Annotated in this window: 19 protein-coding genes and 3 riboswitches; of the genes, 7 read left to right on the top strand and 12 right to left on the bottom strand. The window is 58.3% G+C overall.

Features of this window, described 5'->3' with window-relative positions; all coding sequences use genetic code 11:
* Positions 1-716: 716 nt before the first annotated feature.
* Entirely contained in the window at positions 717-911 is a 195-nt protein-coding gene (locus AC0X69_RS00975) for a hypothetical protein (RefSeq protein WP_428406465.1), read from the bottom strand.
* A 928-nt stretch (positions 912-1,839) separates the two neighbouring features.
* Complete coding sequence (locus tag AC0X69_RS00980; RefSeq protein WP_482610427.1) at positions 1,840-2,346, bottom strand: helix-turn-helix domain-containing protein; 507 nt, start codon at positions 2,344-2,346, stop codon at positions 1,840-1,842.
* A 454-nt stretch (positions 2,347-2,800) separates the two neighbouring features.
* On the opposite strand from AC0X69_RS00980, the gene AC0X69_RS00985 reads away from it, so the two are divergent.
* Positions 2,801-3,283: an ABC transporter permease gene (locus tag AC0X69_RS00985; RefSeq protein ID WP_482610429.1), complete on the top strand. Its 483-nt coding sequence runs from the start codon at positions 2,801-2,803 to the stop codon at positions 3,281-3,283.
* Positions 3,284-3,504: 221 nt separating this feature from the next.
* Here AC0X69_RS00985 and AC0X69_RS00990 read toward each other — a convergent pair whose 3' ends face one another.
* Positions 3,505-3,840: a hypothetical protein gene (locus tag AC0X69_RS00990; protein WP_482610430.1), complete on the bottom strand. Its 336-nt coding sequence runs from the start codon at positions 3,838-3,840 to the stop codon at positions 3,505-3,507.
* Positions 3,841-4,239: 399 nt separating this feature from the next.
* Positions 4,240-4,302: riboswitch (Fluoride riboswitch) on the top strand.
* 835 nt (positions 4,303-5,137) lie between these two features.
* Between AC0X69_RS00990 and AC0X69_RS00995 the strand changes: the two genes are divergently transcribed.
* From AC0X69_RS00995 to eno, 5 genes are all read left to right on the top strand, one after another.
* Positions 5,138-6,256: a bile acid:sodium symporter gene (locus tag AC0X69_RS00995; protein WP_482610432.1), complete on the top strand. Its 1,119-nt coding sequence runs from the start codon at positions 5,138-5,140 to the stop codon at positions 6,254-6,256.
* Between the two features lie 55 nt (positions 6,257-6,311).
* Positions 6,312-6,749 (top strand): EamA family transporter, encoded by a 438-nt coding sequence (locus tag AC0X69_RS01000; RefSeq protein WP_482610434.1) that lies wholly within the window; start codon positions 6,312-6,314, stop codon positions 6,747-6,749.
* 7 nt (positions 6,750-6,756) lie between these two features.
* On the top strand, positions 6,757-7,530 hold the full coding sequence (locus AC0X69_RS01005) for a sulfite exporter TauE/SafE family protein (RefSeq protein WP_482610436.1): 774 nt from the start codon (positions 6,757-6,759) through the stop codon (positions 7,528-7,530).
* 144 nt (positions 7,531-7,674) lie between these two features.
* The gene (locus AC0X69_RS01010; RefSeq protein ID WP_482610438.1) at positions 7,675-8,901 is read left to right on the top strand and encodes a cation:proton antiporter; all 1,227 of its coding nucleotides are present in this window, start codon (positions 7,675-7,677) and stop codon (positions 8,899-8,901) included.
* A 305-nt stretch (positions 8,902-9,206) separates the two neighbouring features.
* Positions 9,207-10,496: a phosphopyruvate hydratase gene (gene eno, locus AC0X69_RS01015; RefSeq protein WP_482610440.1), complete on the top strand. Its 1,290-nt coding sequence runs from the start codon at positions 9,207-9,209 to the stop codon at positions 10,494-10,496.
* A 156-nt stretch (positions 10,497-10,652) separates the two neighbouring features.
* Here eno and AC0X69_RS01020 read toward each other — a convergent pair whose 3' ends face one another.
* The gene (locus AC0X69_RS01020) at positions 10,653-11,099 is read right to left on the bottom strand and encodes a hypothetical protein (protein ID WP_482610442.1); all 447 of its coding nucleotides are present in this window, start codon (positions 11,097-11,099) and stop codon (positions 10,653-10,655) included.
* A 42-nt stretch (positions 11,100-11,141) separates the two neighbouring features.
* A riboswitch (Fluoride riboswitch) is annotated at positions 11,142-11,212 on the bottom strand.
* 245 nt (positions 11,213-11,457) lie between these two features.
* Here AC0X69_RS01020 and AC0X69_RS01025 point away from each other — a divergent pair.
* Positions 11,458-13,098 carry a formylmethanofuran dehydrogenase subunit A gene (locus AC0X69_RS01025; protein ID WP_482610444.1) on the top strand — a complete coding sequence of 547 codons (1,641 nt, stop codon included), beginning with the start codon at positions 11,458-11,460 and terminating at the stop codon, positions 13,096-13,098.
* Positions 13,099-13,168: 70 nt separating this feature from the next.
* On the opposite strand, the gene AC0X69_RS01030 is transcribed toward AC0X69_RS01025, so the two are convergent.
* From AC0X69_RS01030 to trbK-alt, 8 genes are all read right to left on the bottom strand, one after another.
* Entirely contained in the window at positions 13,169-15,994 is a 2,826-nt protein-coding gene (locus tag AC0X69_RS01030; RefSeq protein ID WP_482610446.1) for an HAD-IC family P-type ATPase, read from the bottom strand.
* A gap of 12 nt (positions 15,995-16,006) precedes the next feature.
* Entirely contained in the window at positions 16,007-17,590 is a 1,584-nt protein-coding gene (locus AC0X69_RS01035; RefSeq protein WP_482610448.1) for an MFS transporter, read from the bottom strand.
* Between the two features lie 100 nt (positions 17,591-17,690).
* Positions 17,691-17,751, bottom strand: a riboswitch (Fluoride riboswitch).
* A gap of 155 nt (positions 17,752-17,906) precedes the next feature.
* The gene (locus tag AC0X69_RS01040; protein ID WP_482610450.1) at positions 17,907-18,134 is read right to left on the bottom strand and encodes a DUF2274 domain-containing protein; all 228 of its coding nucleotides are present in this window, start codon (positions 18,132-18,134) and stop codon (positions 17,907-17,909) included.
* A complete protein-coding gene (locus AC0X69_RS01045) occupies positions 18,131-19,342 on the bottom strand; it encodes a TraB/TrbI/VirB10 family type IV secretion system protein (protein ID WP_482610452.1) in 1,212 nt (403 codons plus the stop codon). The genes AC0X69_RS01040 and AC0X69_RS01045 overlap by 4 nt, the downstream gene beginning before the upstream one ends.
* The gene (gene trbG, locus AC0X69_RS01050; protein ID WP_482613283.1) at positions 19,339-20,331 is read right to left on the bottom strand and encodes a P-type conjugative transfer protein TrbG; all 993 of its coding nucleotides are present in this window, start codon (positions 20,329-20,331) and stop codon (positions 19,339-19,341) included. The genes AC0X69_RS01045 and trbG overlap by 4 nt, the downstream gene beginning before the upstream one ends.
* A complete protein-coding gene (trbF, locus tag AC0X69_RS01055) occupies positions 20,331-21,011 on the bottom strand; it encodes a conjugal transfer protein TrbF (RefSeq protein WP_482610454.1) in 681 nt (226 codons plus the stop codon). Before trbF ends, trbG begins: the two co-directional genes overlap by 1 nt.
* Positions 21,012-22,265 (bottom strand): P-type conjugative transfer protein TrbL, encoded by a 1,254-nt coding sequence (gene trbL / locus AC0X69_RS01060; RefSeq protein ID WP_482610456.1) that lies wholly within the window; start codon positions 22,263-22,265, stop codon positions 21,012-21,014.
* Positions 22,266-22,269: 4 nt separating this feature from the next.
* Positions 22,270-22,650 (bottom strand): putative entry exclusion protein TrbK-alt, encoded by a 381-nt coding sequence (gene trbK-alt / locus AC0X69_RS01065; protein WP_482610458.1) that lies wholly within the window; start codon positions 22,648-22,650, stop codon positions 22,270-22,272.
* Positions 22,651-22,658: the final 8 nt, after the last annotated feature.

Consider the following 22,658-nt stretch of genomic DNA (forward strand, 5'->3'; position numbering starts at 1 on the left):
CAGAATCTACGAGGATGCGATTGATAGCGAAGCTAGAACTCGAATATCCGTGCATAGAAATGACAGTGCTGCTTCGATATCGCCTACTTCCAGCGCGACATGATTGAAGCCCACGGCGCGGGCTCGCGCAGTTCCAGGCATAGGGGCCTCCCTCTTTTTTAGAGTGTCGAGGGTTAGATGACGCCGCTGAAATACGATTCCATCCTCGGCTCGGCGCAACCCGAGAGCGCGATCGCGAAGCGGCCGCGCCGGCGAAACCAGTCCAGCTTTGCGGTAGTCGCGAACGAGGCGAAATTGTTCGCTGGACGGCGGCGGCCGTCACATGCTGAGCCGTGACCAGATCGAGATCATTCGTCGAGCTTGTGGCGCGTCTATTTCAAGAAAGTCATGAATTCGACGTCAGACAGGGTGGAAGGAAAGCGCGAGGCGAACGTCGTTGCGGGGCGAATAGCGAAATCATGGCCGTCACTGTTACAGGGCAGCCGCTGGAAAAGGGACCGAACCAACTCGAAGCACGTCGGGATCTGGAGCTTTTTGACGAACGGTCCGCAGACAAGCTGTTTATCTCGGTCGAACGTGTAACGGAGGGAACGGCGAACATGCAATTCTCGATCTTACATTCATCAACCAAGCGCCGGGCTACGCGCTTGCCCGGAAATCGCGCAGTGCGGGAGGGGGGCGGGGCAGGGCGACAGGGATAGGCCGTTGCGAGGCCGTTAGAGCCCCAAGAAGCCGAGGAGTCCCTTTTTCTTTTGTAGGCGCTGAGCCTCGGCGGCTTGCCGGCGGACGGTATCGCGCATTTCTATGAGCTGCTCGTCGGGGATTGAAAAGTCGATCGCCGCCAAACCCAAATTCCTGCTCGCCTCTTTCAGTTTTTCCTGCGCGTAATCGGCCAGCGTCTTGTTCGCCATGTCGCTCCCCACGAAATTTCGCCGATGTTGTCCTCGAGAAACTCGCCGACCGAAACCAACGCAACTACTTGAATTTAATGGCTCCACTGCGTCGACAACTGAGAAATATGAATTGCTATCACCCTCTGCCGGGATGCGCCACAGTCGCCGAAGATTCGCAAACGCGACCGGGATCGCGCAGAAGCGCTATGCCTGGCCGGCGGTCCGCCCATCGCTCCGGGATCGCGCCGTTGCTCTGGCGCGAGAAGGGGGCGAGGTGCGGACCCGCGATCTCACGGAAGACGGTATTCCGCGGTGTTATCTCTCCAGGATGTGCGAGGAGGGCCCGCTCGTAAGGTCGGCCACGGGCGGTATCGGGCCGCCATTCCGAACGCTCTTGAATCGTCGCATTGTGGCCAACTGCGGATGGTCCGCATTGCCGACGCCAACCGCGAGAAGCGGACCTCAGACGAGCATCGGCATTCCGTCATTCAACGCAACGCGCCGGAACCGGGATAAGCGTGGTGGTGCGGCGCGAGTGACGTTAGCGTTCCCGTAGATGTCGTATTAACGTTGGTTCGTGCGAAAACGATTTCTGATGGCGATTTTATCGAGAGCCAAACTTACACACTGGCGGATGGCTCGAAGGTTCCCTCTGCCTGGTTCATAATTCGCTCTCTAAAAGTTGGTCCGTGAAAACTTGAAAATGTTGAAGCTGGAATCGCACCCGTCGAAGGCCCTATCTTATTGGGGGCAGAGTTTTTTAGGGCGCTTTAAGTCGTGGGCCATCGATAATCAAAAGCATACTCTGCGTCTCGTTTACTAGGATCGTTGTTAACGATGACGACCCACACCTGCTCGGTCTCATCGTTTCCCGCGCCCCTTCCTCAGCCGCACGCCCCGCTTATCGCCGTTCTCTTCGATGAACTCGACGCCGACGCAAAGCTGACTATGGTTGGCTTACATCCCGGACGGGGCGCTTTTCCGGAGGGTAATGACCGCCTGGATCATCAACCCACACAACCGTGATACCGGCGCGTTCGGCATATGCGAGCGCTTGGAGGAAGGCGTCGGTGGGAGGCAGGCGCTCAGGGAAGGCGGTGGGATCTGGGTTCTGGCCAAACACATTGACGTTGACGTAGGCGAACACGGCGGGATCGGTAGTCGCATCTCGGCGAACATGGACCTCCACCACGGGGCCGTTCGGCAGAGCGCTGCGGTGTTCAATAATCCGCGTCATTTGTCTGCGTCCTGTTTCAGCCCGAGGCCCACCAATGAAAATTACCCCGGCGGCTTCGAGAGCGACTTCGATAGACGCCACCGCTCCAGCGGAAAGCTTTCGACGCTCACCCTCAAAATCTTCAATCATCGACACGCGCAAGCCCGCCATTTCGGCCAATTCTTCTTGCGTGATTCCTAAAAGGCTGCGAGCGGTGCGAGATTGTGTGGGGGTCATTGATCCTGTCTCTCCTCAATCTAACCCCAAGCCTTTGCCCCATCACCGTCGCGACGCCACTCGCCCACGGCTAGCTTCCGTTCCCAGGCTTTTCAACTTTCCTCAACTTCACGCAGGGCTCGTCGTCATTGGAGAAGATCACGCCGGCCACCTCGACCTCGCCGAACGGCTAATGTCCGAGGATTTGCGGCGACAACTCTGAGCCAGCTATCGCGGCCTTCCTATCGCCGAATTGCTTGAGCACGCTCGCAACAGTAGGCGGCTCTAAGCACCATCCGCCGTCGCACGAACGCCCCGAGCCCGGATGTACGACCGGGGCGTTTCTTACTTATCGCGCCGCATTTCTCAGCCTCTTCCGTTGTTTAGGCCGATATTTGGCCAGATTCTTCGCCAGAATGCGACGAGTATGAAAGGTGCGCAACCAAGCGGCCTCGTGCAACGGCTGGAGGCGTCAATGGACTCGCTCGATCTTGAGTTGGTAACGGACGAAATCATCCCGAGGAGCGGAGATTCAACCACGTCGTCCCCTGAGTCGACGCATCCGCCCGCCCAGGTTGGCGATGGCGCCACGGCCGCACTGGGCCTTGTGTCGGAAGCGGCGGCGGCGATCAGAGAGCTTGAACGGGAGTCCGCTCAAGCGATAACTCGCGCGCGCAATGTCGCCAATGCGGTGAAAGAAGAGTTGGAGCACGCCGAGACCCGCGCCGAGCGCGCCGAAGAGATGTTGCGCTTGGCTGAGGCTCAGGTCGAGCAAATGATGGCCGCCGCCGAGCAGTCGGACAAAGATCTCGAGATCCTGCGATCGGAACTTGCCACCAAGACGGCAGAATTGGCCGCATCGACGCGCCGCGCGGACGATGCCGAGGTTGCCATGCAAAAAATCGTGGACGCGATCCGCACTCAGCTTCCTGTCAAATTGAGCATTGCGGCGGAGTAAATTAGAGCGTCCCGCCGAAGAAACGCCCCCGACCGTGGATGTAACGGCGGGGCGTTCTTTTTGCGTGGGCGACGAGTCGGCCGGTTGAACTTGCCGGGCATGCCATGCAAATCGTCGCCAACGTTTGAAATCACTTCGCGCTGTTCAACACCTTGATGTCGAACGGCTTCAGCTCAGCGCTGTTCCTTAGAAAATCCGTGGCCTGACTTTCTCACGCTAGCTCACGCTTTCTCCGAACGTGATGGCACAAGCTGACAGGGGACCGAAATGACTCGCCCCACGCACTCGCCCTCGCGATGAATTTTTCCGCCGGCGGGGACAGGCGTCTCTGCGAAGGGAGCCTTGTGTCCGTCCTCGCTCGACCAGGCCTCGATCAGGTCCGCTCCGTCGTAAAGTTCGACCCGGTGATTGTCTGTGGAATTTTTATAGCGCGCCACAACGCCGCCGAAATTGCTGCGCGCCCGGCTGGCGTCGCGATCTCGTAACGTTCCCAGTTGCTTCGCGCCCTTCCAGATGACGATGTTGAAACGTGGTTCACTCGATCGATTGGCATTCATTTTTGCAGCCCCGATTTCGAATCGCCTGTGTTCATGCTTGCATGGCCCGGCCGGTTATGACGATGGGGACTCGGCAGCTTCCTGGGGGGCGCCATCGCAACGCTCACCGCTCACCTGATTTTCAGTCGCACATCAATCAAGTTTAATGAATTGTTTTATTTAATGTGAGCGCCGACACGAATTTTCCAGCATGGTCCCAGCAAGATGCGCGCGCATAGCTTCCATGTCGTCCCGGTCGATTTTTGGTGGCGAATATCCCCTTCCGCCGATCGGCCGATGCCATCCCGGAAGCGTATGACCGCGACGTTCCGATGATCGCCACGTCGGTCGCGCGGAGTGCGCCAGCAGTGGAGTGGGTGGACTGCCGCCAGTTGACAAAGCCCGTCAAGATTTGAAAACATAACCTTGGGCGATGGAGTTCGCCTTATAACCGCCCTCGGGGCTGATGACTCCTGCTTGCGCATGCACGCCAGGAGTCTGCATTGAATCAGCCCTTATCTCTCTGTTTACCAACTCGAATCTGCTGCAAAGCGCGCCTGCGAAAGGTCCGCGCATGACGGCGCTCGTAATCGACCACCGTGCTCGCTGGCGCTTTCCGCCCCTCTCTTCGGCAGTTGTAGAGAGCAACCTTCTTCGCCTTTCCAACGGTTGCCGACAACGCCTCAAGAAGCATTTCGATCGACGATTTTGTCGCGCGTTGGTTTTCTGGTCGCCTTGGCGATCAGTGCATCCGCGTCACGATCGCCGATGCCATCTTCTCTTTCGCATGCAGTCTAGAGCCGATCGTTGGTCCCTGTCCTCAAACGAAATGCGCGCTGTAAGCGAGGCGCGTTTATGCTGCGGCTCTCTCGATCAAAGGTTATTGGCGAAATCGAGTTTGTTGTCGATCTCCCAATTGCCAGCGTTGGTCCGCTTCGCTGAGAGAGCAACGGTGCGGAGCGCACGACGGAGCGTTACGGCTAGCGTGGCGAGCTCTACAGCTTTGACGTGGAGGTCAGCGCGTGCATTCGCTTGGCGACGCCCGAACGAAGTGGGAGCTCCTGATGGTTACCGAGTATTGGCGCAATGCAGGAGGAGAGCACAATGCACGTGGGCGAGCGGCTCAAACTCTCGAATGGCAATGCGCCCGATGTCAAAAGATGGATCGCGAATACCAGAGCGAGCAAAGCCGCATTCGACGCTCGAATCACCTCAGAGAGAGTTCCAGCCAAGTAAACTCGGAATCGGCTGTATGAAGATGAAGGGCTGTCGCAAGCTCGGCAATTTGCCCGCTATCCTCCTTTAAAGGGATCGCCACATGAAAATGACGCGGAGCATCGTGGTCATTCATTTGGTCCACGTCATCCACAAATATTTCATTTGGGCGATCGTCGCTTCTTATATAGCGGCAGCGTTTCTGCAGGCGTTCGGGCTTTGGATACGTGAGGTTGATGTCGCGCTTCTAATAGCGCCGCCAGGTAAAATTAGTATCAGTCTGCCACCGCTGATGTTGGCGATGCTCGTATTCAATGCCGGTCTGGGTGTCTCCCTCAATGAGCTTCGCAGCGCCCCTCGCAAAGCATTCATGATGATTGCCGGCCTGTTCGGCAACCTCGCCGCGCCTTTGACCATGATTGTCATGGTCAGCCTGACAATGAGGCTCTGGCACAACCAGGACGAGGTACAGCAACTACTCGTCGGCTTGGCTCTCGTCGCTGCAATGCCGATTGCCGGAGCGTCGACGGCATGGGCGCAGAATGCGAGCGGCAGTCTCGTTCTGAGCCTGGGACTGGTGTTGCTCACCACCCTGCTGAGTCCGTTGACCACGCCTCTCATTCTTCACGCGGTGGGCTTCTTGACCACCGGGGACTATTCGGAGGATCTGCACGAGCTGGCGTCGGGAGAGGCGGCGACGTTTCTCGGAGCATGGGTATTACTCCCGTCGCTACTGGGAATTGTGTTGCGTCAACTGATGAACGAGCGGTTATTCGTCCAGGTGACGCCTTATGTGAAGCTGTCGAATTTCCTCATCCTGGTCCTTCTAAACTATTCAAATGCCACGCTCGTTTTGCCGAAAGTCGTCTCATCACCCGATCCTGACTTCCTGTTCGCGGTGATTGTCATTGTCAGCGTGCTTTGCGTGGCAGGGTTCGGATGCGGCTTCCTGCTTTCGCGCGCGGTTCGCGCTAACCGGTCGGAAACGGCGTCGCTCATGTTCGCGCTCGGCATGAACAATAATGGCGCTGGACTTGTTCTCGCCTCGTTGGCGTTGGTGGATCATCCGCAAGTCATGCTCCCGATCATTTCTTACAATTTGGTCCAGCACCTTTTTGCGTCGCTCGTCGATTTTTGGCTGCTGCGCGTTGGCTTTCGATTACTCGTCGGGGATGGCGGCGACGAGCAAGCGCAGTCGCGATTGAGGATTCCTGGATCTTGAGCAAGACAACGCGCGTCGGCGCAGCCTCGAGAGCTGCCGAATGGGAGGTCGGGGCATGAACCAGTTTCTGGGTTCTTGGCAGCTCTGGGCGTGTTTATCGGCGGCCTTCGCCGCGCTCACGGCGATCTTCGCGAAGATTGGAATTGAAAACGTCAATTCTGACTTCGCCACATTTATCCGCACAATCGTCATCCTTGGCGCGCTCGCCGCTTTTTTAGCCGCGACGAGCCAGTGGCAACGCTTCGATTCAATTTCCGGCCGCAGCTATTTGTTCTTGGTTCTATCCGGCCTTGCGACTGGCGCTTCTTGGGTTTGCTATTTTCGCGCATTGAAACTGGGGAATGCGTCCCAAGTTGCGCCGATCGATAAGTTGAGCGTGGTGCTGGTGGCGATATTCGGCGCGCTGCTGCTTGGAGAACGACTAACCCTCGGAAACTGGCTCGGCGTCGGCCTCATCGGGATCGGCGCGATGCTCGTGGCCTATAAAGCCTGAATCGGCCATGTACTTCGATTGGCTCATCGACCACGGACAAAGCGTCGTATTCAGGGAAAGCCTTCTGACATGGTTGGTCCTGATCCCAATCGCGTTGGTGGCAGGCACGATTGGCGGCACAGTCGGATTTGGCAGCGCCGTCATTCTTATCCCCATTTGCGTATATTATTTCGGGGCATCTCCCACAGTCCCAATCCTCACAGTCGCGGCGCTCCTTGGTAATCTCTCCCGCGCGGCCTTTTCCTGGCGTGAGACGGATTGGCTGGCGTGCGGCGTCTACGTGGCGGGCGCCCTCCCTTCGGCCATCCTTGGCGCGCTGATATTCATTGAAATCGACGCAGCACTCATTCACCGGCTCTTGGGCTTGTTCATTCTGTTGATGATCCCTGCGTCGCGCCTGATGGCGAGATTCGCCAAGAAAGTAATGCTTTGGCAGCTATTCCCAATTGGCGTCGCGATGGGATTGCTGTCGGGCGTCGTTGGCACAGTGGGGCCAATCAATGCGCCGTTTTTCCTTGGCTATGGCCTCGTGAAGGGCGCTTATCTCGCCACAGAGGCGTTGGGCGCCGCCGCGGTCCACTTAACCAAATCGCTCGTGTATGGCCGATTTGACGCTATTGACCCTGTTTCTCTTGCGACTGGATTGACGATCGGGATGGCGCTGATCGGCGGTTCCTACCTTGGTAAGCAGATCGTCAATCGCATCGATGCCACCCGCTTTCGGAACCTGCTCGAGCTGATGCTCGCGGTGGCAGGGAGCTTGATGCTGTTGGGATATTGATCCTGTGTCTTTCCATAGGCGCGTGGGTTTCGTTCGAATATCGCGGGGCTTGCTCGCAAGCTCCGCTTCATAGTCCGAAGGATGTCCGCCATCGACCGGGCTCTGGCTCACATTCTTGGTTGAACAACATAAGGAGGACGGAACATGGCGGCAGTTTGGGCGCAAGTCGCGATGGTGTTTGGTCTGGCGCTGGTCGCCAGTCTGATCGCGCATCGCTATCGTTTTTCAACGGCACTGGTGGAAATTATCGTTGGCATGGTCGCGGGCTCCATCCTGGCCGCAATTGGCGGCTATGCCGCTTTCTCCGTTCAGGAGCCGTGGGTGAAAGCCTTCGCCGGCATTGGGGCGATATTCCTCACCTTCCTTGCTGGCGCCGAACTTGATCCAGACGTTTTCCGGATGAAGTGGAAAGAGGCCGCCGCCATCGGCGTGGCGAGCTTCCTCCTGCCTGCAATCGGGTGCTGGGCGGCCGCGCATTACCTGCTCGGCTGGGAAAGCTCCCCCGCCATTCTCGCCGGCATCGCGCTTGCGGCCACGTCGGTCGCTGTCGTCTACACAGTGATGATGGAATATGGCTTCAATCGCGTTGAGTATGGAAAGACGATTCTCGCCGCCTGCTTCATTACCGACCTCGGCACTGTGGTGACTCTTGGGCTCGTCTTTGCGCCGTTCACTTGGAAGACGCTGCTATTCATGGCCATACTCGCCGCGGCGTTCATCGGCCTGCCGAAAATCACGCCACGCGCTTACGCGCTCTTTGGCGGCAAGCCGTCGGAATTCGAAGCGAAGTTTTTGCTTTTCTGCTTGATGGCTCTTGGCGCTCTTGCCGTCTGGGCGGGGAGCGAGGCTGTTCTGCCAGCCTATCTCGTCGGCATGGCCCTCGCGGGAAGCGTGGGGCGCGACGCTGCACTCATCAAGCGTCTCCGCACAATTACGATCGGTCTGTTGACGCCATTCTATTTCATCCGCGCAGGCTATTTCGTGTCGATTCCTGCCGTGCTGATGGCGCCGTTCGGAGTGATCGCTCTCATCGCCGTTGAGATCGCGACCAAGATCGTCAGTGTCTATCCGGTCGCCAAAGCCTTTAAGGCGCCGCATAAGGACGCGATGTATACAACTCTCCTGATGGCGTCCGGTCTGACCTTTGGCACGATTTCGGCGCTCTTTGGGCTCTCCAACAAGATCATCGACGACGGACAATATTCGACGCTTGTCGCAGCCATCATCGGCACGGCTATCATTCCGACTTTGATAGCCAACAGATTCTTCCTGCCGCGTCATTTGTTGCCAAAAGACGAGGCCGAATTGCACACACCAGCACACGAAGCCGAGGTCGAGGAAGCGTTGGATGACTCCGAAGTCCGTTCTTAGCAACTGCCGAGAAGTGATCAGCGGCGATCCTAATTGCGGCTTGCGCTCGTCGACCTATGTTTCGAGCGTGATGACCTCAATCTTTGACGCGAAAGCTGGCGCTTCCAGTTCTGGAACGGTCGACCACGCGCTATCCAAGCGCACGGGCAAATGAGGAGCTAAGCCCTGTCCCACCAGTTTAATCGCCTCAGTTACCAGCTGAAACGTGGCGTTGATGCTTGGCGGGTTTCCTGCAGATAATCGCGACGCGCGATCCGCGCGTAGCAAAAGTCGCGAAATAAGCTGACGTTGAGAGGGAAGGAATCATGTCTAGAATCGAATCGGTTCGCGCGCTCGAAATCCTCGACTCCCGAGGTAATCCTACGATCCGGGTGCAATTATCTCTGGATGACGGGGTAGTCGCGACCGCCTCCGTGCCTTCAGGCGCGTCCACGGGCGAGCACGAAGCGGTGGAGCTACGAGACGGGGAATCTCGTTTCGGCGGTAAGGGCGTTCGCAAAGCCATTGAGAACGTGCATGAGGTGATCGCTCCGGCGCTCAAGGGTCAAGATCCCACCCGCCAAGCTGAAATTGACGCCTTGTTGCTGGCGCTCGATGGAACTCCGAACAAAGCCAAACTCGGAGCAAACGCGATACTCGGCGTTTCGATGGCCGTCGCCAGGGCTGCAGCTCTCGCCTCCCGGCTGCCGCTTTATGCTTATCTAGGTGGCCCAGGAGCAACGCGCCTGCCGGTTCCCATGATGAACATCATTAATGGCGGCAAGCACGCCGACAATTCGGTAGATTTTCAGGAGTTCATGGTGATGCCGGTCGGGGCCTCAACCTTTGCGGAGGCGCTGCGCTACGGGACTGAAACCTTTCACGCATTGGCGAGGATTCTGAAAAAAAAGGGCTACGCAACCTCGGTTGGCGATGAAGGCGGATTTGCCCCAAACCTCGAAAGCAACGAACAGGCGTGCGAGATAATTGTCGAAGCAATTTGCGCAGCAGGCTACGAGCCAGGACGCGACATTGCCCTCGCACTCGATCCCGCTGCAAGTTCATTTTGGACGAGCAATGGGTACGACCTTGCAAAGTCTGGCCAGGGACGCAAAACCAGCGACGAAATGATCGCGCTTTATCAGGGCTGGGTTGAGGCTTTCCCCATCGTTTCAATCGAAGATGGATTAGATGAAAACGACTGGTCCGGCTTTGCGCGCCAGACCGCGGCGCAAGGTCATCGAATCCAAGTCGTCGGCGACGACATTTTCGTGACCAATCCCGCTTTCATTCGTCGCGGCATCGCAGAGAAAACAGCCAACGCCGTGTTGATCAAACTGAATCAAATCGGAACGCTCAGCGAGACGATGCAAGCAATTGCGCTATGCCGCGAGGCCGGATGGAACTATGTCATTTCGCATCGCTCCGGCGAAACGGAGGACACATTTCTTGCTGATTTTGCCGTGGCGATGGGCGGCGGCCAGATCAAGACTGGCTCTGCCTGCCGTAGCGAACGCGTAGCCAAATACAATCGCCTTTTGGAAGTCGAGTCGGAACTCGGGAAAGCTGCTGTGTTCAAGTCGCCGTTCGCATCAAATAGCAGCTCCCTTGACTGAACCCGCGCTCTCAAACCCGCGCATCCGAAGCCAGACTCGTTCGCCGCATTCGCGTAACTAGAGACTGCGACTCTCGCTCTTGCCTCGCAAGAAAACCAACACCGCCCGAGATCTTATTAAAATCGCGCATAGGATGGAGCTCAAAATCAACAGGAGCTATTCAAAGCTCATCTGGATTGTTGTGATCGTCCGGTCGAATGGACCCGTCGGCGCATAGCAGAATGGGTTTGTCGCTACTGGTGCGTCTTTACAGTGCCTGTGGCCGCCGTCCCATTCATATCCCGCCGCTTCCATGCAAGCGGTGATTGCGTTGTGAATGATCGAGGGATCAGCGCCGCGTCGCGCTTCGGGGTGCGCCGACTCCCCTTCCAACTCACAAGCGGACGTCTGAACCTGTTGAGCCTTAAAGAATGAGACGGCGCTTCCAGCCAAAATGATTTCCAAAACACCTATGACGATGGCGCCCCCGGCCAGGGCCGCTATCGCCTTAGCCGTGCTCGTGACGAAGCGAATGTTAATGAAATAGAGGCCACCTAACGCCAACAGGCCACAACCAAGGACCAGGGCGAATGGAACGACAAAAATTGCGAGATCTTGATTCACGACATGACTCCTACTCTCTGCGCTCACGAATGCTCGCGGCGCCAGTTCGTAGGAGTCATCAGCCTTTTGGCGGTTTGTCGGGGGGGGGGGGGGACTCCATCCCCAGCACCAAGACTTAAACGATGACGCGCTAGGCCGTCAATAATTTCCGATAGCAGCATCTGGCGCGCTCGGTGGACTCTATGCTGTCTTAATCGAAGCGGGGCACACTTTGCATCTGGACTATATAGAGGTAGCGAGCGAGCCTTATGGCGGTCGAATTGGTTAGTTGTCGCCGTCAGTGAAGGCAAAGCTCCGCACCTTCTTAGCGTTGGCGGCATAATGGCAAAGCAAGCGCTCAGCTATGGGAGGAAGCGTTATGTTGACACGTCTCCGTGGCGGCTATGTCATTGATCCGGTCAACGGAACCGATGCTATGGGCGACCTCTGGTTTGAGGACGGCAACATCATCGCGCCGCCACAAGACTGCAAGGCGGACCAGGAATATGACGTCTCCGGGCAAGTCGTCATGGCTGGCGCGATCGATATCCATTCACATATCGCCGGCGGAGGCGTGAATACGGCGCGCCTCTTGATGCCGGAGTCGCACCGCGCGCATCGTCCGCGACCCAAGGGAACGCCGCTTTCCGACGTCGGCTGGACGGCTTTCGAGACGGGTCGCCTTTACGCCCAGTTAGGATACACCACGGTCATTGAACCTGCGATCCTTCCCCATCACGCTTTGCACGCCCATCTCGAGCTCGCCGACATCCCGATTATCGATAAGGGCTTTCTGGCCGTTCTCGGCAACGATGACTTCCTGTTGAGCGCCCTTCGTGATCGAGAAGGCGAGACTGCAATCGTCGATTACATCGGCGCGACGCTGGAATCGACCCGAGCGATTGGCATCAAATGTGCAAATCCCGGCGGCGTCTGCGCCTGCAAGCAAAATCTTCGCACCTTCTCACTAGACGACAAGGTGCCGGAATATGGGGTCTCTGCGCGCGATATTTTTACGCGCTTGCAACGCGCGGTGGCCGCGACAGGGATACCTCACCCTCTGCATTTGCACATGAGCAATCTCGGCCTTGCAGGAAACGTCGAAACCGCGCTTGCAACCATCGACGCGGCGCAGGGCTTGCCGCTGCATCTCGCGCACGCGCAATTCTATTCCTATGGCAAGGAAGGAAAGAATGGTTTCTCGTCCGCAGCCGCCCGATTCGCCGAGAAGATCAACGCCAATAAGAATGTCACCATGGACGTCGGCCAGGTGATGTTTGCCGACACGGTGACGATCTCGACCGATGTCATGAAACAGTTGAACAGCCTGCCCGGCGGTCGTCCGAAGAAAGGCGTGATTTTTGACGGGGACAGCAATGGCCTGGGCGTGGTGCCCTATTCCTATCGCGTCTCCGATTTTTTCAACGCCGTGCAATGGGCCGCGGGGCTAGAACTATTCTTGCTGACCGACGATCCGATGCGTGTGTTCTTCACGACGGATCATCCAAACGGCGCGCCATTCACGACCTATCCGGAAGTTTTCGCCTTGTTGATGAGCGCCGACAAACGCACGCAGTGGATGTCGCGCTTACCGGCGGAGGTGTTGGAGATGACCAGTTTGCCCTCAATCACGCGGGAATACACCTTATACGAAATCGCTACCATGACGCGTGCCGCGCCGCGCAAGCTTTACGGGTTCAAGGATCGCGGAGAACTCGGAACCGGCGCGGTCGCCGATATCGCGGTCTATAAGCCGCAAAGGGACAAAGCGGCGATGTTCCGCAACGCAGCCTATGTCTTCAAGGATGGCCAACTCGTTGTACGCGATGGCGAAGCGCAGCGCTTTACGCGCGGAAAAACATTGTTTGTCCACCCGGATTACGATCGCCAGATCAACAAACGCCTCGACGCCTATTATAACGACCTTTACGGCCTTCCGCGCTCCATGTTCGAGGTGCCAGACAAGGCGCTTCCGAATAGGAACTTTTTTGCGAAGTTCCCTGCGACAACTGACGGCTAAACTGATCTCGAAGCAGGGCCCACAAGGCGGTTCGACGAGTTTCGTGCTTGCGAGTATCTCTTCATGCTCCTCAGATTCCCCACCGGCGCACAAACCATGTTTTCACAAAATAGGTGATCACGCCATAGGCGAGCAGCGTAGCCGCCAGGATGAGCCAATACAACGGAGGCAACGGTGTGAACTTTAATGCTTCCCCCATTGGGGTAAACGGCAGGATGGCGCCGACCCCGCAAATAATCGCCGAAGTGGCGATGAGCGCGGGGCTCGCGCGACTTTCGATGAAAGGAATTTTTGCTGTGCGGATAACATGAATGATGAGGGTTTGACTCAGCAAGGATTCCACAAACCAACCCGTTTGAAACAATGAGGGATGGTTCCAACCATCGAACAGATTGAGCATGACAAAAAATGTCGTGTAGTCGAAGATCGAACTGACTGGCCCGATAAACACCATGAACTTGAAAATATTATCGATGTCCCATTTCCGCGGGACCGCGAGATAATCCTCGTCGACATTGTCCGTCGGGACCGCCGTTTGCGAGAAATCGTAAAGGAGGTTGTTCGCGAGAACCTGAATCGGCAGCATGGGCAAGAACGGAAGGAACAGGCTTGCGCCGAGAACGCTGAACATGCTGCCGAAGTTCGAACTCGCGCCCATCTTGACGTATTTGACGATATTTCCAAAAACCTTCCGGCCTTCCAACACGCCTTGTTGAAGCACCAACAGGCTCTTTTCCAAGAGGATGATATCCGCCGACTCTTTGGCGATGTCCACGGCGGTATCGACGGAGACGCCAACGTCAGCGGCCTTGAGCGCGAGACTGTCGTTGATCCCGTCGCCAAGGAAGCCGACCACATGGCCTTTGGAATGCAGCGCGCCGACAATGCGCGCCTTTTGCTCTGGCGACACCTTGGCGAAGACGGTGACCGTCTCGGCTAAATCGGCCAAAGCCGTGTCACTGAGTTCATCAATGTCGGGGCCAAGAGCGATATGATCTACTTCTAGACCGACTTCACGGCAAATCTTGCGCGTAACGATCTCATTGTCGCCCGTGACAATTTTCACTGCGACTCCCGCCTGATTGAGCGCTGTTATTGCGGCGTCGACGCTTTCCTTTGGCGGATCGAGAAAGGCGACAAAGCCCAGAAGCGTGAGTACAGTTTCATCCTCGATCGAGTAGCTTGCTTTTGGACGGGCGATCTCCTTATAGGCGACGGCGACGACCCGGAGCCCGTCTTCGTTGAGCGCCCTGGACTTCGCCAGCGCATCCGCCCGCCGGCCCGCACTCAAGGTTACTACCTTGCCGTCAATTTCATAATATTTGCAGATCGAGAGGACTTCCTCGACCGCACCCTTGCAAATCAGCACATGATTGCCGGATCCGGGCGATCGAAGACGATAGAGCCTTCTAAGCAGGCGTGTGAATTCTTGGCGCGCAAACATCCAGCCGCGGTCGTCGCGAGAAAGCACCACGGAGAGGCGTCTACGAACAAAATCAAAGGGAATTTCATCAATATTCTTATAATGGCGCTGCAACAGAAGCTTGTGATCGAGTTCGACATGCTGGAGCACCGCGACATCGAGCTGGCTTTTCAAGCCGGATTGAAAATGACTGTTCAGATAGGCGAATTCCAACACCCGCTCGCTGTCGTCGCCTCGCATATCTAGATGCAGACTGAGAGCGATTCGATTTTGGGTGAGCGTGCCGGTCTTGTCGACACAGAGGACATCCATCGCCCCAAAGTTCTGGATCGCATTGAGTCGCTTTACGATGACACGCTTTTTCGACATCGCGATTGCGCCGTTGGCGAGATTCACGGTGACGATCATGGGCAGTAATTCGGGCGTCAGTCCCACCGCAACCGCAAGCGCGAAAAGTAGCGCCTCCAACCAGTCGTCCTTGGTCAGCCCGTTGATCAGGAATACGCTCGGCGCCAACACCAACATGAAGCGGATCATCAGCCAAATGAAGCGATTGATGCCTCTGTCGAAGCTCGTGGGAGTTCGTCCCTCGGCAATCCGCTTGGCCAGCTGGCCGAAATAGGTTTTTGCGCCCGTCTGCACGATTACGCCCGTGGCGAATCCGCTTACAACGCTACTACCCATGAAGCAGAGGTTACGCGCCTCAAAGGCGTTGTCGACGCTCTCTTCGGCAGGTTGCGCCGATTTTTCGAACGGCATGGCCTCGCCGGTTAATGCGGACTGGTCGATAAACAAGTCCTTGGCGGCAATGAGCCGCAAGTCGCCGGGGATCATGTCGCCTGCCGACAGTCGTACGATATCGCCTGGAACAAGTTGCTCGATCGGAATTTCACAAAAACCATTAGAGCTATCTTGCGTCGTAACCGACGGGTCGCCTCGCCGTTTGACGCTGGCGGTGGTTTTCACCAGCGCGCGAAGCTTGACGGCGGCGGCATTGGAGCGGTGCTCTTGAATAAAAGCCATGGCGATGGCAATCGCGACAATGACCAGGATAACGGCCGCGGCGCCGAGATCTCCGAGGAAGTAAGAAATCGCGGCGAGAGCCAGCAGCAACGCGTTCAGCGGATTCTTTGCCCGTCCCCACAACTCCTGTGCAAGACTCGGTGGGCCGTCTTGGGCAATGAGGTTTGGGCCTTCCGCAACAAGTCTCATTTCCGCTTCAGTTTGTTCCAGACCCTCCGGCGACGTTTGAAGTAAAGCCCAAAGCGAATCCTCCTTCATCTGGCTTGTAGCGAGCAGCGCCTGGGACGGAATGGAATTGGCAGCATGGGAAACAATGTCCGTTTCCCGATGGAAAAAGTTGAACCGAGCAAGAAGAGCTGACCCATCCATGCGCTTTGCCTGATGATCTCCGCATCGTAGCGGAATGCGTTGTTCCTGCCAGTCGTGAATTTGCTTTTTCTCATGCCGCAATTTCGAGCATCCTTACGGCTGCTCCATCAGCTCCTCGGCCGTAAGCCGGGCGAGCGTCTGGGTGCGCTTCTTGGACGCGTAGCTGGGGTAGGCGAGCCAGACGACGCCCGCCAGCACGATGAACGTCATCGCGCCGAACAGAAAGGCGTCGTTGAGCGCCAGGATCCCGGCCTGCTGGCGGATGAGCTGCGCTGCCCGGCTGCGCGCGGCATTCGGCGACATGCCCATCGCCTGCATACGCTCGAGGAACGAGGCGAGCAGGTCGAGCGAGGCGAAGCGGCGTCCGCCGAAATGATCGGCGAGGTCGAGCTGATGGAAGGGCGTGCGGCGGAAGACGAGCATGCCGAGCAGCGTGATGCCCATGGCGCCGAACACCGTGCGCAACATCGCGAGCTCCTCCGCCGCGCGGATCAGTCGTTCGCCGGCGAGTCCGGTCATGGCGAGCGTCGCGAGCGGCGCAAAGAACATCGCAAGAGAGAAGCCGAAGAAGAACATCGGCGTCGTGACACTATCGAAAGAGGCGCTCTTGTCGTAGTGGCCGAGCCACACAAAGGTCACCGCGAGGCCGATGAAATTGAGGAAAATGATGAGTCGCGCATCGACGTTTCTCGTGATCTCATGCACAACGGCGGCGGCGGCCATCGCCAGAAAAATCATGGTCAGATAGACCATGCCGGCGAGCGAAGACGTGTAGCCGAGCAGCACCTGCAGCTGCACGATGAACACCGACAGCAGGCCCTGAATGATCAGAAAGCCGATCAGCGAACAGAATGTCGCGATCGCGAAATTGCGGTGCAGAAACAGCCGCAGGTCGAGGGCGGGCCGCCGCTCGCCGAACTCCCAGAAAATGAACATCGGCAAAGCGAGGAGAACGACCAGAAGCAGCCATGCGAGCACGGGCGAGGCGAACCAGTCGAAATCATTGCCCATGTTGAGAATCGTCTGCACGCCGATCAGCATTGTCGCGAGCAGAATGAAACCGATCGTGTCGAAGCGCGTCATCCGGCGCTCAAAGCCGCTCCCATAGAACAGCGCAGCGACAACGCCGGCCACGGGTAAGGCGACCAGGACGTTTGAATAAAACAGCCAGCGCCAGTTGAAATATTCGGCCCAGAAGCCGCCCATGAAGACGCCGATGGTGAAGGGCGCCATGCTCATGACGCCCCAAAAGCCGACGCCAAGCGTGCGCTGATCATCCGGATATTGCGCAAGCGTCACCGATTGCGCGAGCGGAAGGGCGACGCCGCCGATAAGGCCGAGCAGAAAGCGCATCGACGCGAAAAACCAGATCGTCTCGCTCGCCGCGCACATCAAGGAAACGGCCGCGTAGGCGACAAGGGCGCCCACCAGCACGCGATAGTCGCCAATCCGCCCTGAAAGCCACCGCGATAACGGAAGACCGAGCGCGATGCCGACCATATGGTCGGTCGTCGCCCACGTGCCGTAGCTCGGCGTCACGCCCTCGAGGCTTCCGGCGGCGTAGGGCGCGAGCACCGTGTAGCCCGGCACATTCGACAACATGACGACGTTCGCCGCCCCCGCCGCGACGTTGAGCAGCAGGAATCGCCAGCCTTTCATTCCCGCCGGCCTATTCATGATCGCCGCCCCGCCGCGCGCGACCGCTGCTGCGCGTCTTTGTGCGCGATCATCCGCGGGCCGTCGATTTATGCATTAGATGGACTCCCCCGCAACATGGTGCAGAACAGGAGTCATCAGCCCAAAGGCGGTTAAAGGCGAACTCCATCGCCGGCACAAGCATAACCGAATCGGACCCGATGCTGTCAATAGCGGAAGTCGCAGGCAGAACGGCGAACGGGCCGCGCTTCTTCGTGAAAACAGTAAAATACTCACTTACCGCGGAAGCCGAACCTGTACAGTTATAAACAGCGGCTACGTAGGAAATTACGGAAGATCAAGAGAAATCCCGATGCACGCCGCGCGCTTTGCGGAAGCCCCGGTCACTCGTGATGAATTTCTCCAACATGGGCGCAATGAGTTTGGCTGGCTCGATCGGCTTTCCTGTCTCCTTGGAGAGGATCTCCGCATAGGCGATCAAATTGCGATGCAGCGCAGCCGGCAGCGTGACGGTAAGCTTCACCGGCTTGTCGTCGTCAATCGAGGCGAGTTTCAACTTGGTCATGGATCGACTCGCTTTTCGGCGATTGTCGCGCGTTCGTTGTATGGCGCGAGGACCAGGTCGCGCGTGACGATCACCCGCACCGGAATGCCTGGCCGGATCGTCAAAGTCGGCTGCATATTGAGATTTCGTCCGACGATCTGCCGGCCCGTTTGATTAAGGCTTTGCGCGCCGCCACGGCGCAGCGCTTGAGTGAGCGCGTTTTCATCGCCCGTCGTGCCGAGTTGCGTGCCGACGCCGAGAATGGTCGAGAGCGCCGCGGCGCCGGCGAGACGAAGCCAGTGATGATCGACCTCGTCTTCGAGTCCGGAATAGCCGGACGCATCTGCCCCCGGCTGGCGCTCGAGAACGATCGAACGCCCATCGGGAAGAATGAGCCGATTCCAGACAAGCAGCACACGCGACTGTCCAAAGGCTATTGCTGAGTCATAGAGGCCGATCAGTTTTGAGCCTTGCGGAATTAGCAGAAATTTTCCCGTCGGGCTGTCATAGACATTCTCAGTGACCTGAGAGGTAATCTGGCCGGGAAGATCGGAACGGATGCCAGTGATGAGCGCGGCCGGAATGACAGCGCCTGCCTGTAGGACGTAACGCGAAGCCGGTCGTTCGAGCCGGTCGGGGCTCATGGTTCTGCGGTCGGCCGGCGCATTTACGAAGGCAAGTTTGCGATCCTGCATATTCTGAATCGCGCCAGGATCGATGGGCGCGGGCTCCGTGTCGAAGGGCGCGCTTTGAAATTGGAATTCGTTCGATGAGTAAGACGCTTGGGTCGAGGTAGTGGCGCGCTCATGCGCATTGGTCGATGCGAAGAGTTTTGCTGTGCGGGCCACTTCGCGTTCCTGACCGACGCGCTGCTCTTCCGGATCGATCGCCGGCTGCGGCAATTGACCTTGGGCGGCAAGGATCGGTCGGCCGAGATCTCCTGGCAAAGGCGGTCCGAGCTTGGGAACATTTTTCGGCAAGCCTGTATAGTCGCGGGGCAGCGCTGCAAGCCCATCGGCGGTCGTCTTGGCCTCGGTGTTGTAGAGTTCCGGCGGCGGCTTGGCGCCTGAGCGCTCATGTAACGCCCAGAACGTCAGGCCGAGAACGAGCGACGATGAGGCGCCAGCAAGCGTGATGAGCACCTTGCGCGAGAGCCGCGTCACGGTCGGGCGCTCGGGCCGCAGTCGCAGTTCCTCGGCGAGCTTCCTTTCGTGCTCCGGCGGGCTCATATGGCCGGTCTCCCGTCGCTGCGCACGATGCGGACAACTCTTTGATCGTCCCATCCAAAGCGCAGCTCCGCGGCGGCGAAGAGCCGATCGATCACCATGTGATGGCCGCGCACGCGATAATTGACGAGCTGGCTGTCGCCGGAAGCGCCGATGACGAAGAGCGGCGGCATTTCGCCTTGAGAGATTCCGCGCGGGAATTCGATATAGACCTTGCGGCCGTCATCGAAAGCGCGGAGCGGGCGCCAGGGCGCTGCGTCACCTTCGATCGCATAACGGAAATTGAGGCTCCCGAGATCGACGCCCGTATCGACCGGCATAGCTTCTTCGGCCGCAGTGTTGCGCCGTCGAAGCGCAATGAGCTCGTCCTGCGGATATTGCCAGGAGACGGAAGCCATATAGGTCTTTTCCGTTGCTCTGAGCTCCAGATGATAGGTGCGCCGATCCGTGTTGATGACGAGATTGGTCATAAGGTCAGGCCGCGTCGGTTTGACCATGATGTGGGTCTTCCTCGATGCGCCCACGCCGCTTTCCGTATCGCCGATGATCCAGCGCACCGTGTCGCCGGCGGCGACGGGGCCAGAGCCGACAAGCTGCTCGCCCTCCTGGAGTGCGATATCGGTGATCTCTCCCGGCGACGCATAGACCTGATAAAGCGCGCCTTCGGTGAAGGGATAGATCTGAACTGCGTTGATATAGCCGGCGCGTCGGGGCTGCACCCGCGCCGCGGCGTTCGCCTGCGCCACCCTGACTTTGGGATCGGGCGCTTCCGGCGTCTCCTTGATCTTCGACAAGGGTTTAAGCTGCCCCGGCAGCGGCAGGATCTTCGGAATCTCGACGATCTTGACCGGCTTCTCCGGATCGCTCTCAATCACCGCGGGGACGGGAATATCGTCATAGGCGATCTCGGGCGGCTTGAAGCTCATGCAGGCGGAAAGGGAGGTCGAAGCGAGTAGGGCGGCGACGAATCTCTTGGATCGGATTGGCGTCATCATCCGAGCTCCTTCGACCAGTTGATTGCGTGGATGAAAAGACCGAGCGGATTCTTGCGAAGGCGCTCTGCGTCACGTGGTGGCTGAACGCCGATGGTGAGAATCGCGGTCCAGCGTTCGGTCGAAGCGAGGCTGGCGTTCTCATAGCGTCGCTCGGTCCAGGCGATACGGAAGGAATCGGTCGAGGCGCGAATAACGCTCGCAACATCAACGGCGATCTGGATTTGCCCGACCTTGGCGAAGGGGTCGTTTGCGCGTGCGTAGTCGTTGAGAGCATGCGCGCCCTTATCCGTCACAAAATCATAGGCCTTGAGCCAGTTCTGCCGAACGATGATGGGGTCGGCTGGAATGGCGCGGACGTTCTCGATGAAGCGCGCGAGATGCCAGGCGATCTGCGCATCGGTTGCCTGATAATCGGCGAGCGCCGGCGCGACGGCCTGCGCTTCTCCCAATTTGTCGATCTGCACGACCCAGGGGACGATGGAACCGCGCGCGCTTTGCCAGACGAGGGCTGATGCTAGTCCTCCGGCGAGAATGAGATTACAGAGCGCGATAAGACGCCAGTTCCTGGCTTGAACGCGCGCCGAGCCGATGCGCTCGTCCCAAACCTGCGCGGCTTTCTGGTAAGGAGTGACGGGTTCTGGCGTGCGTCCGTAGCGAACGGAAGAGCGTTTGAACATCTAGCTGCCTTCAGAAAGATTGATGGATGTTCCGGCGCCATGGGCGTCGCCGGCTCGAATGGAATGGGCGGCGAGCGAGGCGCCATGAGCGACGGATTGGCTGCGTTTGATGCGTTTGGCCCAATCGGGTTCGCCGGCCGCTGAAGCAGCGAAATTTGGAGTTGGCGAAGCGCCGATCGGAGACGCGCCCGAATATTGTGCGGCGGACGATTCAGCGGCAGCGGCCGTTCCACCTCCTGGCGCTCCGCCCGGGCGCGGTGACGTTCCGCTGGGAGAACCGCCGCCAGGCGCGTCGGGACCGCGTGATGGCGGCAACATGGCGGCGGCCTGCGTCTCGCTCTTTCCGGCCGGTCCCACCAACAAGCCGCCAGCCATTCGCGCCGCGCCGGCTCCGGCGAGACCCGCGCCGCCAGCAGTGAGGCCGGTTGCGATCACTGCGCCGGCGCCAAGCTGAGGTCCTCCCGAGACGATGCCGTTGGCGACGCCGGGGCCGAAGATGCCGAGGCCCAGAAGAGATAGCGCCGCGAGAACGAGCGCCACAGCGTCGTCGACCGTTGGCTGAGCGCCCTGTGCGCTTTGCGTGAATTGCGCGAAGAGCGTCGAACCGACGCCGACAATGACGGCTAGAACAAGCACCTTGACGCCTGAGGAGACGACATTGCCGAGAACACGCTCGGCGAGAAAGGCGGTTTTGCCGAAGAGGCCGAAAGGAATCAGGATGAAGCCGGCGAGCGTCGTGAGCTTGAACTCGATCAGCGTCACAAAGAGCTGGATGGCCAGAATGAAGAAGCTCAAAAGCACGACCGTCCAGGCGAACATCAGCACGACGATCTGGACGAAGTTTTCGAAGAAGGAGACGTAACCGAGGAGCGATGAGATCGATTCCAGGATCGGACGACCGGCGTCGATCCCCACCTGCGCGATGCGCCCCGGTCGCAGGAAATCCGCTGACGAAAGACTGCTTCCAGCGGCTTTGAGGCCAAGACCAGAAAAGCTCTCGAAGACGATCCTCGCAAGATTGTTCCAATTTCCGATGAGAAAGGCGAAGACGCCGACGAAGAGGGTCTTCTTGACGAGGCGAGCGATGATGTCTTCGTCAGGGCCCCAGCTCCAGAAGAGCGCGGCGAGCGTCACGTCGATGACGACAAGGGTCGAAGCCAGGAAAGAGGCTTCGCCGCCAAGGAGGCCAAAGCCGCTATCGATATAGCGGGTGAAGACCTCGAGAAAGCGATCGATGACGCCAGTTCCACCCATCGACTTACTCGCTTTGGGCGGGCGCGGATTTCTCTGCCGGCTTTTCGAGCGCGCGCGGGACTGAGGGAAACATCTCTGGCGCAGCGCCCGAGTCGTCTTCCTTCTTCTTCGGCGTCAGAAACTTCCGGCGCTGCGCCGCCCAGAGCGCCTGACAGCTAGGATCGTCGGCCTGTTCAATGGGAAGCGTCGCGCAGCGCAGAGTTTCGCTGTCGATCGGCGAAGCCTTTGAGGGCTCAGCCAATTCAAAGATTTTTGAGGCGCGCAATCTTGCTGCGACATCGGCGTCGCAGGCGGCTTCAACCCCAATCAGCGAGACGGCGCCAATAACAATGCCGACGGCGATAAGTCCAAGATTTTCGGGGCTAAGCCATTGTTCGATCTTCATACGGCGCA

Source organism: Methylocystis sp. Uni0008 (assembly GCF_056838045.1).